8 protein-coding genes and 2 pseudogenes are annotated in these 13628 nt (G+C 71.7%); 4 read left to right on the top strand and 6 right to left on the bottom strand.

Annotation, left to right across the window (positions count from 1 at the left end; genetic code table 11):
- Positions 1-205 precede the first annotated feature (205 nt).
- On the bottom strand, positions 206-2989 hold the full coding sequence (locus tag MCBG_RS18045) for an immune inhibitor A domain-containing protein (RefSeq protein WP_223201261.1): 2784 nt from the start codon (positions 2987-2989) through the stop codon (positions 206-208).
- Between the two features lie 231 nt (positions 2990-3220).
- Positions 3221-5209, bottom strand: coding sequence for an acetate--CoA ligase (gene acs / locus MCBG_RS18040; protein WP_043327265.1), 1989 nt, complete (start codon positions 5207-5209; stop codon positions 3221-3223).
- A 222-nt stretch (positions 5210-5431) separates the two neighbouring features.
- Between acs and MCBG_RS18035 the strand changes: the two genes are divergently transcribed.
- Entirely contained in the window at positions 5432-6178 is a 747-nt protein-coding gene (locus MCBG_RS18035; RefSeq protein WP_043327263.1) for a Fic family protein, read from the top strand.
- Between the two features lie 11 nt (positions 6179-6189).
- Here MCBG_RS18035 and MCBG_RS18030 read toward each other — a convergent pair whose 3' ends face one another.
- Positions 6190-6996, bottom strand: coding sequence for an HAD family hydrolase (locus MCBG_RS18030; RefSeq protein ID WP_043327262.1), 807 nt, complete (start codon positions 6994-6996; stop codon positions 6190-6192).
- A gap of 512 nt (positions 6997-7508) precedes the next feature.
- Between MCBG_RS18030 and MCBG_RS18025 the strand changes: the two genes are divergently transcribed.
- Positions 7509-8240 (top strand): DUF6928 family protein, encoded by a 732-nt coding sequence (locus MCBG_RS18025; protein ID WP_043327259.1) that lies wholly within the window; start codon positions 7509-7511, stop codon positions 8238-8240.
- Between the two features lie 35 nt (positions 8241-8275).
- Here MCBG_RS18025 and MCBG_RS18020 read toward each other — a convergent pair whose 3' ends face one another.
- The 3 genes from MCBG_RS18020 to MCBG_RS18010 form a co-directional block, all read right to left on the bottom strand.
- Positions 8276-8686, bottom strand: a complete 411-nt coding sequence (locus MCBG_RS18020) for a hypothetical protein (protein WP_140946281.1) — start codon at positions 8684-8686, stop codon at positions 8276-8278.
- Between the two features lie 115 nt (positions 8687-8801).
- Positions 8802-9767 (bottom strand): phosphotransferase enzyme family protein, encoded by a 966-nt coding sequence (locus tag MCBG_RS18015; protein ID WP_043327254.1) that lies wholly within the window; start codon positions 9765-9767, stop codon positions 8802-8804.
- A 51-nt stretch (positions 9768-9818) separates the two neighbouring features.
- Positions 9819-10517 carry a VHL beta domain-containing protein gene (locus MCBG_RS18010; RefSeq protein ID WP_043327251.1) on the bottom strand — a complete coding sequence of 233 codons (699 nt, stop codon included), beginning with the start codon at positions 10515-10517 and terminating at the stop codon, positions 9819-9821.
- 257 nt (positions 10518-10774) lie between these two features.
- Here MCBG_RS18010 and ssd point away from each other — a divergent pair.
- A pseudogene (gene ssd, locus MCBG_RS18005) lies at positions 10775-11876 on the top strand (septum site-determining protein Ssd).
- Positions 11873-13076: pseudogene (locus MCBG_RS18000) on the top strand (TadA family conjugal transfer-associated ATPase). Before ssd ends, MCBG_RS18000 begins: the two co-directional pseudogenes overlap by 4 nt.
- Positions 13077-13628 lie beyond the last annotated feature (552 nt).

The following is a 13628-nucleotide window of genomic DNA, read 5'->3' as shown; positions in this document are numbered from 1 at the left end:
GTTGAGAACGCTTTTCACCGTCACACACCTGCCCGTCACCGAGCCGTTGACCAGCGACGATGCGCGGAGCCGCGATTGCAGAGACATGCATGGATTAATGGGTTACGCGGAAGGGCCGGGAGCGCTCACGCTCCCGGCCCTTCCCCCATCGAGCTAGATCAGATCATTTTTCGGTCATTCCGGTTCCGCTTTGACCGTGCCCGTTTCAGGGACGCGGCGGGACCACGTACACCTGGGCGTACGAGTTGTCCTTGGCGGCCCGCTTGATGATGATCGAGACGCCGTACTGGACGCCCGCGTCACCCGGGTTGCCGGTGCCGAGCACGATCGCCCCGCCACCCAGCGTCGAACCGTAGTAGTCCGTCGCCGGAGTGCCGTCCGGGTTCACCACCCGGGTCGTGTACTGCTGGTTGCCCCGCGACGGGACGACCACCGAGGCGTCGTTGTCCCGCGCGTACGCGGCGCCGTCACGGATCTCGATGCCCGGGTACCAGCCCTTGGCGTCGGTGAAGCCCTTCACCGGCGCCTGCGGGCCGAACTTCGTGCAGTACTCGCTGTACGGCTCGTCCGCCGCCTCCAGGCACTCCTTGAACGGGTACGTGGGCTTGAGGCCGAACGCGGCGTTGGAGGACTGCGGCCGGCTGGGCAGGTTCTTCAGCACCGACGGGTCCTTCTCGGCCGCGGTGCCCTTGCGGCGCAGCGGGTCGTTGTGCGAGTCGACGATCAGCAGACCGCCCTTGGCGCCGTAGCTGGGCAGCGCGGTCATCTGCGCGGTGACGTGGTTGACGTCGCCGAGCTGGGTGTCCCGGTACCAGACCAGCATGCCCGGCGCGTTGTACGCGATCCGGTCGACCTTCCAGGCCTCGTGCGAGTAGACGGTGTCGTAGGTGTACTTCAGGCCGTTGTCGAAGCCGTCGAAGTTACGCCACTCGGCCAGGTAGTAGTGCGACTTGACCTGCGTGCCCGAGTCGATGTACCAACCCGCGCCGCTGGTGTCGGTGAAGGTGCCGCCGGTCTGGGTCCAGCCCGCCGCGCCGCTCTCCACGTCGTCGCTCCACGTGGTCGCGCCGCCGCCGGTCACCGAGAAGTCGTCGGCGAACCAGCCGCGCTCGACGAACGCCTCGTCGGTGGCGTACCGCAGCCGCACCTGCACGGTCTGCCCCGCGAACGACGACAGGTCGACGTAGTCGTGCCGCCAGCCGCCGGTGCTGCCGCTCAGGCCGTACTTCTTGTTGCCGAAGTCGACCATCCGGCCGTTCGGGTCGGCGTAGCCGTCGTTTGTGGAGACGAGCGCGCCGCCCTCGGCGTACACCTTCTGCTCGTTCCAGGTGGCGCCGCCGTCGGTGGAGACCTCGACGAAGCCGAAGTCCCAGTCCGCCTCGATGACGTAGTTGTTCCACATCCAGAACTTCGCGTCGGCGGCGTTCGGGACGGTCACCGTGCGGCTGAGCTTGACGTCGGCCCAGTTCTGGTCCGCGCCGGAGTACCACATGTTGCCGCCGCTGTGCGGCGTCGCCAGTGAGATCACCTTGTCCGGCAGGTCGATCTTGATGCCGTCCTCGGTGCCGACCGGAGTACGCGACGTCTGCCCGAGCTTGACCAGTTTGGACCGGTCACCCGGCCCGAACGTCTTCGGCTCGGCCCAGCCCAGCACCCACTTGTCCCACAGGCCCATGTGGGTGGGCAGCGCCTGGAAGATCTCGCCGGAGTGCGAGCCGGACGCCATCAGGTCCCAGAAGTCCACGTCCGAGTCGGCGTTGCCGGAGGTGTCGTAGAGGTCCGGCAGGCCCAGGTCGTGGCCGAACTCGTGGGCGAAGACGCCGACGCCGGCGTCCTCCGGCTGCACGATGTAGTTCGACACCTTCAGGTTGGTGCCGGGGATCGTGTAGCCGCCGGCCACCGTCGAGGAGTGCGCCCAGACCGAGTAGATGCCGATGTCGCCGCCGCCACGGGACTTGCCCTGGTTGGCGTGCACCAGCACCAGGTGGTCGATCACGCCGTCCGGCTCGTGGTAGTTGCCGTCGCCGTCGCGGTCGCTCTGGTCCTCGATGTCGTAGTCGGCCCAGGGGAAGTTCGGGTCGGCCGCGGCCAGCGCGTCGATCGCGTCGGTGGCGAGGCGGCCGGCGCCCTGCGGGTTGTCCGGGTGGCCGTTCATCGACTGCTCACGCCCGGCGACCCAGTTGCCGTTCTCGTCCTGGAAACAGCGCGACGCGGCGTACCAGCCCTCCGAGTGCGGCACCGTGATCCACGGGGTGGCCTGCCCGTCCACCGTGTACGCGCCCTTGGACATCTCCAGGTACATGTTGTGCATGGTCCGCCCGGCGAGGCTGATGCCCGGCTTGCCGTCCGGCCCCTTGAGGTCCTTGCGGACCCGCTCGGTGATGCCCTTCTTGCTGTAGAGCATCTTGTCGTAGTGGGCCGGCGAGAAGTCCGGCACCCACATCGAGTTGTTGTCCTTGTGCGGCAGCGTGGCCGGGTTCGGGATGGTGTTGTGCCGCGGCCCGTTCTGCACCGTGCCGGGAACGCAGGTGCGGTCCTCGAACACCGTCTTCGGGACCATCACGTCTGTGAAGTCGTCGTTGGCGTTGTCGTTGAACTCGACGAGCAGCGTCAGCAGCTTGGCGGTCTGCGTACTCTTTGCCTGCTTGATCTTGCGAGGGCTCTTGCCGGTCCGGATGGACTTGGCCTCCAGCTTGGCCAGCTCACGGGCCGCGATCGGGTTGCCCCCGGCGTACTTGCGGTCGTAGGCGCGGGCCTCGTCCGCGGGCGAGGTGAAGACGCCGTCACGGCCCTTGATCTCCTTGCCGCCGGTGTCCGGCTGCACCTCGGGCTCGGCGTAGTTGATGTAGTGCTCGTCCGCCCCGATCGTGACCGGTGCGGACCGGGACGGCTGGGCCGCCGCGCTGCCCGTCACGGTCAGCGACGTGGCCGCGAGCGCGATGACGGGCAGCGCGACGAGTAAGCGTCGCCGTGCCCTGTGCTGCGACATGGGGAGCATGCCACTCCGTTCGTAGGGAATGGTGGGGAACCGGCCGTCTCACTGACGCTCGTCGAAATCCGCCGGTGCGGCTGAACGTAACCGACAACAAGCGACATCGACAGTGGTGGAAAAGTGCTCTGGCCGATCAGGTCAGATCGGGTCCCCCGATCGACCGGCGCGGATCCCGGATACGACGAAGGGGGCGGACCGCGCCGCGGTCCGCCCCCTGGTCGGCTGTCGTCAGTCCTCGTCGGACTTGCCGCCGCTCATCCCCGACGAGATCAACTCCATCACCGAGGAGTCCTGGAGCGTGGTCACGTCGCCGAGCGACCGGTTCTCCGCCACGTCCCGCAGCAACCGGCGCATGATCTTGCCGGAGCGGGTCTTCGGCAGCTCCGGCACCAGCATGATCTGCCGCGGCTTGGCGATCGGGCCGAGCGTCTTCGCCACGTGGTTGCGCAGCTCGGCGATGAGCTGCTCGCCCGCGTCGCCGGCGGTCTCCGCGGTGCCGCGCGGGATGGCGAACGCGACGATCGCCTGCCCGGTGGTCGGGTCGGTCGCGCCGACCACCGCCGCCTCCGCCACCGACGGGTGGCTGACCAGCGCCGACTCCACCTCTGTGGTGGAGATGTTGTGGCCGGACACCAGCATCACGTCGTCCACCCGGCCGAGCAGCCAGATGTGCCCGTCGTCGTCCTTCTTCGCGCCGTCACCGGCGAAGTAGACCCACTCGTCGCCGATGTTGGCGCCCGCGCCGAACCGCGACCAGTACGTCTCCAGGAAGCGGTTGTCGTCGCCCCACACCGTCCGCAGCATCGACGGCCACGGCTCCTTCAGCACCAGGTAACCGCCGCCGCCGTTCGGCACCGACTCACCCTGGTCGTCCACCACGTCGGCGACGATGCCGGGCAGCGGGCCCATCGCCGAGCCGGGCTTCGCCTCGGTCACACCGGGCAGCGGCGAGATCATGATGGCGCCGGTCTCGGTCTGCCACCAGGTGTCCACCACCGGCAGTTCGCCGCGGCCGACGTGCTGCCGGTACCAGATCCACGCCTCCGGGTTGATCGGCTCACCGACGCTGCCGAGCAGACGCAGCGAAGACAGGTCGTAGCCGGCCGGGATGTCCTCGCCCCACTTCATCATGGTGCGGATCAGCGTCGGCGCCGTGTACAGGATGGTCACCTTGTACTTGTCGACGATCTCCCAGAACCGGCCCTTGTGCGGGGTGTCCGGCGTGCCCTCGTACATGACCTGGGTGGCGCCGTTGGAGAGCGGGCCGTACACGATGTAGGAGTGCCCGGTCACCCAGCCGATGTCGGCCGTGCACCAGTAGACGTCCGACTCCGGCTTCAGGTCGAACACCGCGTGCGTGGTGTACGACGCCTGGGTCAGGTAGCCGCCGGTGGTGTGCAGGATGCCCTTCGGCCGGGCCGTCGTGCCGCTGGTGTAGAGGATGAACAGCGGGTGCTCGGCGTCGAACGGCTGCGCCTCGTGCTCCGGCGCCGCCGTCTCCACCGTCTCGTGCCACCAGTGGTCCCTGCCCGACCAGGCGACCTCCTCACCGGTACGCCGCACCACCAGCACGTGCTCCACCGACGGGCACTTCGCCACCGCCTCGTCCACGGTCGGCTTGAGCGCCGACGGCTTGCCCCGCCGGTACCCGCCGTCCGCGGTGATCACCACCTTGGCGCTGGCGTCCTGGATCCGGTTGGTGAGCGCGTCGGCGGAGAAGCCGCCGAACACCACGCTGTGCGTGGCGCCGATCCGGGCGCAGGCGAGCATCGCCACCGCCGCCTCCGGGATCATCGGCATGTAGATCGCCACCCGGTCACCGGCGGTCACGCCCAGCTCCGTCAGCGCGTTCGCCGCCTGGCAGGTGAGCCGGTGCAGGTCGGCGTAGGTGACGGTGCGGGTGTCGCCGGGCTCGCCCTCCCAGTGGATCGCCACCTTGTCGCCGAGGCCCGCCTCGACGTGCCGGTCCAGGCAGTTGTACGCCACGTTCAGCGTGCCCCCGGTGAACCACTTCGCGAACGGGGCGTTCGACCAGTCGAGCACCTGCTCCCACGGCTGGGCCCAGGCCAGCCGGCCGGCCTGACGCGCCCAGAAGGCCAGCCGGTCACCGGCCGCCTCCTCGTACGCCTCGGCGGTCACGTTGGCGTTCGCGGCGAGTTCAGCCGGCGGCGGGAACTGGCGCGTCTCGTTCAGCAAGTTGGCCAATGCCTCGCTCATGCGGTGACTCCTTCGTCGCGTGACCTGCGTCTCCTACTCCGGGGAAGGTTAGTCCCGCCGTACCCCGGTCGCGACCGCCCGGCCCCGCACCGCGCGCCCAGCGGCCCTCCCCTCGCGCCGAGGTGTAAGGAAGGGCCCCTTGTTAACGCCTCCGGTAGAGGAAGGGACCCTTATTAACAACCCCGGGCATGGGGGGAGCCCGGCGGTCGCTAGCGTGACGGGGTGACCACCGATCCGCTCGCCCCGCTGCTCGCGCTCGCCGACGTCGCCCCCGCCGTCGAGCAGGCCCGCGAGCGGGTCGACCTGGCCCACCGGCACCGCGCGCTGCGCCGCCAGGGCGGCCAGGTCGCCGCCGAGGTCAGCCTCCGCTCCGCCGTGGCCAGCGCCGCGCTGGAGGGCCGCGTCCACGACCGCGAGGAAGTGCGCGCCGGCACCGTCACCGACCCGGTGATGCAGGGCGCGCTGCGGGTGGCCGGAGCGCTGCCCGGGCTCAGCGACCTCTGGCCCAAGGCGCCCCGGCAGGTGCTGGCCCGGCTGCACGTGCTCGCCGCCCGCGACGTGGTGACCGAGGAGGAGCTGGGCCGGCCGGTCGCCGACCCGGTGGTCGCGGCCCGCCTCGACGGCCTGGCCGCCCTGGTCGCCGGCGGCACCAAGGTGCCACCGCTGGTGCTGGCCGCCGTCGTACACGGCGAGCTGCTGAACCTGCGCCCGTTCCCCGGCCCGTCCGGGGTGGTGGCCCGCGCCGCCGCCCGGCTGGTGCTGATCTCCACCGGGTTCGACCCCCGTGGGCTGGTCGCTGTCGACGTCGGTCACCGCGAGCGCGAACCGGAGTACGTGGGCGCGGCCGGCGCGTTCGCCACCGGCACGCCCGACGGCCTGCGCTCCTGGCTGCGGCACTACATGACGGCTGTCGAGGTCGGCGCCGACCAGATCACGCTCATCGGCGACGAGATCCTCGCCGCGTCCTGAGGTCGCGGGTGTCAGGCGGTCGGCGCGGCGGCGCGGGTGCGGCGGTGCCGGCCGTACCAGGCGATGCCGATGGCCACGCCGACTCCGACACCGAGCGCCGCGGCCGCGACCGGCACGGCCGGCCGCTCACGCAGGCGGCGGCCCAGCGGAATCGGGTGCCGGAACTCCAGCACCGGCCACGAGTTCTCCACCGCCAGCTTGCGCAGCGCCCGGTCCGGGTTGACCACCGTCGGGTGCCCCACGCACTCCAGCAGCGGCCGATCCGAGTACGAGTCGGAGTACGCGTACGAGTCGCTGAGGTCGTAGTCGCGTTCCAGAGCCAGCTCGCTGACCGCCTCGACCTTGCTCGGACCGGCGGCGTAGAACTCGACCTCACCGCTGTAGCGGCCGTCCACCACACCCATCCGGGTGGCGATCACGTCGGTGATCCCGAGCAGCTCACCGATCGGCCGGACCATCTCGTCACCCGACGCGGAAACCAGCACCACGTCCCGGCCGGCGGCCTGGTGCTCCTCGATGAGGGCGGCCGCCTCGGCGTACACATAGGGGTTGATCAGTTCGTGCAGCGTCTCCGCGACGATCTGGCGGACCTGTTCCACCGGCCAGCCCTTGCAGAGTGTGGCCAGGTAGTCCCGCGTGCGGGCCATGGTCTGCTCGTCGGTGCCGCCCAGCCGGAACATCAACTGCGCGTACGCCGACTTGACCACGTCACGCCGAGTGATCAGCCCGTCCCGGTAGAACGGCCGACCGAATGCCAGTGCGCTTGACTTGGCGATGACGGTCTTGTCGAGATCGAAGAAAGCGGCGCTGCGGCCCACGGCGCGAAAGTCTAGCCCGACGGCGGCGCGGAGGCGTCCGCCCAGGGTCATGGAAGTGGATGAGCACCCGCAGGAGTGACGGCGGTCACATCTGATGTGCAAGAAATTAGCTTTGCGTGGACTGAACACCACTCGACGTATAAGGGTCGGCTGCGGCATGCTTGTCCTCGCGACGGGAGTTCACATTCCCGACGCCGCAGGCCTCGGCGGTTGCACCCCCCGTAACCGCTGAGTCGGTTCGGCTCGACCCCCCCGGAGCCGAACCACAAGACGACCCCCGTCTCCCCCCGACGGGGGTCGTCCCTTTGCGCCGGGAGCGTTCCGCCGCAGGTCACAGCCCCTCCCCGTCGCCTACGGGTGGCGTCCCCGGCATCGGGCGGGCTGAAACCGTACGGCTTCCCGCGATGCCCGGACTCCGGCCTGGTTGCAGATCGGTCTCAAGGCCCTGTCGCAGAACCAGCAGGCCGACATGATCGTCCGAGGTGGCTTTCTGCGGTACGGGGAGGAACGGCGTGGGCGCGAAGACGGCACTGCTGGCGTTTACTGACGGCGACATTCGTCCGGCGCTGCGTGGCGCCGGGCGATCGGCGCGAGCCGAAGTCGAGGCGTTGATACGTCGAGTCCACCCCGGCCACGTCGTCGAACCAGCCGACGACGACACCCTGCTCGACGGCGTCTACCCGCCGGACGGCGTCACGTACGCCACCGTGCTGGCCGGGGCGGAGCTGTACTGCGACCGACGGGTCATGCTCGACCGCCCGTCCGAGCTGCCGGAGCACCTTCGCCTGGCCGGAGCAGGCCGGCGAATCATCATGCACGGGATGCACTCTGCCGTGGACTGGCTCGGCTTCGCGGAGTGGGAGGACGGCGTACTGGTCAGATCGCTGAGCCTGTCGCCCGGCGGCAGCATCCAGGAGAACATCGGCGAGCCGTACGACTTCGAGCTGCCGTACTGGGCCGGTGAGCATCGCGTCGAGCCGGGCCCGTACCCGTTGCCGTTTCATCCCCTCGACCTCGGCGAGGAAGCGTTGCGTGCGCTGTTCGGCTTCGTCGTCGAGGGCCGTCCGTCCCCCGACGACATCGACCCCGACGATGTTCATCTGCACGGCTTCCGCGTGAGCGACCCGTCCGGCGAGGAACAGGCCGCCCGTCAGGCCGCATATGCGGAGGCACTGCGAGCCATGGGACCGCCGCGGAGGTACCGCATGGGACCGGACGGAACGATGCACGAGATCAGCTCCTGACCCGCCGACGGGCGGACCAGCAGGCGCGTGCCCGGTCAGGTGGGGCCGAGCGCCGTGAGGAGTTGCGTGAACCTGGGCGCCACCAGCCGCCAGGAGCATCGGGTGGGGTCGGTCCAGAAGTCACTGGCGACGACCCTCGGGTCGGCGACGTCGGTGCGGTAGTCGAGCGCGAGGGCTACATCGTCTCCAGGGTCCCGGTTGACCGCGATGAACACCGCGCGATCGGCATCGAGCCACGGCAGGGCGACCGGACGATTCATGCGGCTGCCGCGGGTCACTCGAAACAGCTGCGACAACGGGGCGTCGTCGGCGAAGAGGTCCAGGGCATTGTTCTCGAACCGCATTCCGTCAAGACTGGTGGGGAACATCAGTGGGTATTCGAACCACGGCATGACGCTCCGGAGCACGTGGTCTCCGGGGTGCCGCCAACGGTCCTGTTCCAGCAAGGTGGCCAGCGTGGTGGGCAGGGGGAGACCTCGGACCGTCCAATCCTGTGGACGAGGGCTCTTGTGCACGTCACCTCGCAACGTCAGATGTCGGCAGGGCGGCCAGAGTAGCTGTTCACGGCGCGTAGGCGGGTTCGGCGACGGCCTCGGCGATGCGGGTGAGCCAATGCAGGTCGTTGGCCCGGGACTCCGGACTGGCCCCGGGCCTCAGGATGCTGCGAAGGAACTCGGCGGCATCGTCGAGGTGTCGCTCGCCGCGGTAGTAACTCAGCAACCTCTGATCCGGCTCGACCGGGCCGTAGCCCCGCCGGAAGAGATCGGCCCGGCGCGCGTCGGCCGGGTGGTCGCCGAAGTCCCGGCTGTAGACGAACATCAGGTCCCGCTCGCGCGGCGCGAACATCGGCGCGTCCCAGTCCACGACGTGTAGCGGACCGTCGCCGTCGGCGATCAGGTTGCCCGGGTGGATGTCGGCGTGGGCGATGACGTGCCGAGCGCGCGTGACACCGGACGCAAGCTCATCCACCGTGTCCGCCAATCGGTGCAGCGCGGTGCCGTACCGTTTCCAGAACGCGCCGAGGGCGTCGCTCGCCGCGGCCTGATCGCCGAGCGTTCGCAGCCGGTCGCCCGCGGTCGACCGGTAGGTCTCCACCGGCAGGACGGCGGCGAGTTCGGCGCTCGGCGTGACCTGGTGCAGCCGGCCCAGGAACTCGCCGTACCCGATCCACTGGCGGTCGGTTAGACCGCGAGCCCACAGACTGCCGCCCTCATGGAACGGGTAGAGCAGCAGCCGGTAGCCCTCGAAGCCGTGTACGGCGCCGCCGTCCGGCAGGTCGATCGGCGCGACGACCTGCCGGAGGCCTCGCGCGCGGAGGAATCCTGGCAGCGCGACGGCGGCCCCTGTGAACTCGCCGCGGCGCAGCTTCAGGAAGTACCGCGCACCGCCGGTCGTGTCCACCCGGTACGCCCAGGCGTTCCCGTCGAGCCCCACCGGCAGGAAGACGAGGTCGGCGACGCTCAGGGCCCAGGCGGCGGCCACCTCGGCGGCCAGCAGCGGCTCGTCGACGCCAGGTCTGTCGATCACGGCCGGAGCGTCGCAGCCGGGGTCCCGGCCGGCAAGCGAGTTGTGGTCGGGTCAGCGAATCACCGCGCGCGAGGTGTGCCTGGCCGGCTCGAAACACACCAGCGCTCCGCCGCGCTCGTCGGTGACCACCCAGGGATGACCGACGTACGTCTGCTGCCGGTAGGACTGCCCAGGCTCGAGCAGCGCGTACCGCTGACGCCGCCCCTCGTAGTTGAGCCAGTAGACGGCTACGCGCTCCCGCCGGGCGTTGACGAAGTCGATGAACGTCTCCGGTCCGCCGCCGTGTGAACGCAGCCTCCGTTCGCGTGACGGCGACAGCGGTCTGAGCTCGTCGGGCCCGGCGACAGGCGGTTTCGAAGGCCTGGAACGGGAGGGCTTCGGCGACGCCGGCCGGCTGGTCGGAGCGGCCGCCCGGCTCGGCTCGGCCGTCCGGGTGGGCAGGACGGAGCGGCTGGAGAGCGACACCGGCGGCGGCGACCAGGACGCCTCCGGTGGTTCCGCGGCCCCCTTGGACAGCGCCGGGGATGCCAGGATCGCCTGCCCCTCGATCGGCGGTGGAAGGTCGGGGCGGCGGGGCGTCGCGAAGGCGCTGACGATGCTGGCGAGCACCACTACCACGAGCCCGACCGCGATCGCGGCGAGCGCTGCCGGTGACGGATCGCGCAGCCAGGCCTCGCCGCCGGTCGGTCCGTCGGGCAGCGCGTGGCGCGGAGGTGGGGGAATCGCGAGGGGATGCGATGAATCGGTCATGGCCTCGAATCCGCAAAGCCGGTGCCGTCCATGGAGCGGCGAGGGGTCCCCGATTATCCGTTACTGATCATCCCCGTAGTCAATGGCTGACCGTGCGTTCGCTGCTCAACCCTCGCGCCACATAGCAGATCCACTCCTCCGCCGAGGTCTGTCCACATCGCATTCCGCCGTCCACAGGGGAGTCCGCATCTCCCGCATTCGGCTCATCGGCCGGGCAGGCTGCCGGGCACGTCCGAGTCCGACCGAGGGAGACAGCCATGCCGCCCCGCACTCCGCTCCCGCCGTACCGTCGCCTGCCTCTGCTCGTCACCTCCGACGGCGACCTTCTCGACGAGCTGTTGCGACTCGCGGCCGCCGGTGGCACCGAGGTCGAACTGGCCGCCGACCCGGCGGCCGCCCGGGCCCGCTGGGCGCCGGCGCCGCTGGTCCTCATCGGCGCCGACCAGGCGGCGGCCTGCCTGCGGGCACGCCTTCCCCGCCGCGCCCGCACGGTCCTGGTCGGTCGCTCCGGAGAACTCGATCCGGGTACGGAGTTGGCCGAGCTGATCGGCGCGGAGCACGTCGCGACACTGCCGGCGGCCGAGCCCTGGCTGATCGACCGGTTCGCCGAATGCGGGGCCGGCCCGGCGGGTCCGCCGTCGGGGCGGGTGGTGGCGGTGCTCGGCGGGCGGGGCGGCGCCGGGGCCAGCGTGCTCGCCGGCGGGCTCGCCGTCACCGCGGCCCGGTCACGCCTGCGCACGCTGCTTGTGGACGCCGACCCGCTCGGCGGAGGCCTCGATCTCGTACTCGGGTGGGAGCAGCTCGACGGATTGCGCTGGCCCGAGCTGGCCGGCACGGACGGGCCGTCGACCCGCCGTCGGTGGTCCGCGCGCTGCCCAGCCGAGGCGACCTGGTGGTGCTCTCCTGGGATCGCGGGGAGCTGCGGCACCTGCCGGCCGAGGCGATGGCCGCCACTGTCGACGCCAGCCGTCGCGGGCGGGACCTGGTCGTGCTAGACCCACTCGGCACCTCGAAGACGCGGCGGTGATCGCGCTCCAGGCCGCCGACCGCGCGCTGCTCGTCGTACCGGCCGAGCTGCGGGCGGCAGCCGCGGCGGCCCGGGTCGCCGCCCTCGCCGCGCCACACTGCGTCGACCTGTCGGTGATCGTGCGCGGCCCGGCGCCCGGCCGGCTCCGCGCGGCCGAGGTGTCCCGGGCGCTGGGCCTGCCGCTCGCCGGCACGCTGCGGCCCGAGCCGGGGCTGTGCCGAGGGCTGGAGCGGGGCGAGGCGCCGGGCGCGAGCGGCAAGGGCCCACTCGCCGTCCTGTGTCAGCGGCTCGTGGAAGAGCTGGTCGGGTCGTCGGCGGCGGGTGCGGCATGACCGGGCCGGCCGACCCCGGGGAACTGGCCGTCCGGGTCCGGCAACCGGTTCGCCGCCGAGGCGACGCCGGTCACCCCGGCGGCGATCGTCTCGGCCGTACGCGCCGAACCGGCGACCGCGGTGCTCGGCGACACCACGTTGCTGCGGATCGCCGACCGGGTCCACGACGACCTGATCGGCGCCGGTCCGCTCGCGCCGCTGCTCGCCGACCCGCAGGTCACCGACGTGCTGGTGAACGGGGTACGGGTCTGGGTCGACAGGGGGCAGGGGCTGCGTCAGGTGGCGGTGCCGCTGGGCACGCTCGACGACGTACGCCGGTTGGCGCAGCGCCTCACCGCCGCTGCCGGACGCAGGCTGGACGACGCCGCGCCGTACGCCGACGCGCGGCTGCCCGACGGCACCCGGTTGCACGCCGTGCTGCCGCCGGTGGCGACCGACGGGCCGTACCTGTCGCTGCGTACCTTCCGGCAGCGGCCGTTCACCCTCGACGAGCTGGTGGATCGGGGCACGGTTGCCCGGCCGGTCGCCCCGCTGCTCGCCGCAGTGGTGGCCGGCCGCCTCGCGTACCTGGTCAGCGGCGGCACCGGCTCCGGCAAGACGACGCTGCTCAACACGCTGCTCGGGCTGGTGCCCGGCACCGAGCGGATCGTGCTGGTGGAGGACGCCGCCGAGCTGCGGCCGGTGCACCCGCACGTGATCGGGTTGCAGGCGCGCACCGCGAACGTCGAGGGCGCCGGGGCGGTAGGGCTCGGTGACCTGGTCCGGCAGGCACTGCGGATGCGGCCGGACCGGCTGGTCGTGGGCGAGTGCCGGGGCGCCGAGGTGGTGGACCTGCTCGCCGCGTTGAACACCGGCCACGACGGCGGGGCGGGGACGCTGCACGCGAACGCTCCGGCCGACGTCCCGGCCCGGCTGGAAGCGCTCGGGATGCTCGGCGGTCTGCCGCGCCTCGCACTGCACGCGCAGGTCGCCGCCGCGCTGCAGGTCGTCCTCCAGCTCCGCCGGACCGGCGAGGGACGGGTGCTGGACTCCATCGGCCTGCTGCTGCCCGACGGCCCCGACCGCGTGGTGACAGTGGTTCCGGCCTGGGTACGAGGACGGGGTCCCGGTCCGGCGGCCCGTGCGCTCGGCGCCCTGCTGCGGCAGCGGGGTGTGCCGGTGCCGCCGGTCCTCCGGGTGCCCGGGGCGGAACCGTCGTGACCGCGCAGCTCGGGCTGTTGGCGCTGCTTCTCGCGGTCGCGGCAGCGCCGTCGCCTGGCCCGGTACGCGCAGGTCGCGCCCGCGACTGGGCGATTTCTGGACGGCGGGCCCCGGCCCAGCGGGCAGGCGGTTTCGGGCCGTCCCGCTCGACGCCCGGGCCGCAGTCGTCCGGCCAGCCACCGGGCCGCGCTCGGGAAACCACGTCGGGCCCGGAGCCGGGCACCCGGCACATCAGTGGATCAAGCCCGGCCCTGCCGCAGACCGGGCAGGGCAGTGGACCGGCGTCGGGCCTGCTCGCGAGCCGGCGCAACGGGCAGGGGAGTGGGCCGGCCTCGGGCCTGCGTCCGCGCTGGCGCATCGGGCACGGCGGTGGGTCGGCCTCGGCCCGGGGACGCTCGCGGCGGACGGCGACCGGGCCGCCGGTCCGCCGGTCCTGTTCACGCCTCGACGCGCGCTACCCGTGGCGGCGCTGCTCGGCGCCGTGTCCGGGGCGTTGCTCGGCGGTCCGGTGGCGCCCCTGGCGCTGGCCACCTACGGCGTCCTCGCGGCCCG

It is taken from the genome of Micromonospora sp. M42 (assembly GCF_000568915.1).
Taxonomy (GTDB): domain Bacteria; phylum Actinomycetota; class Actinomycetes; order Mycobacteriales; family Micromonosporaceae; genus Micromonospora; species Micromonospora chalcea.
Note: the sequence above shows the minus strand (reverse complement) of the source record. Positions and strands in the feature narration are given on the sequence as shown.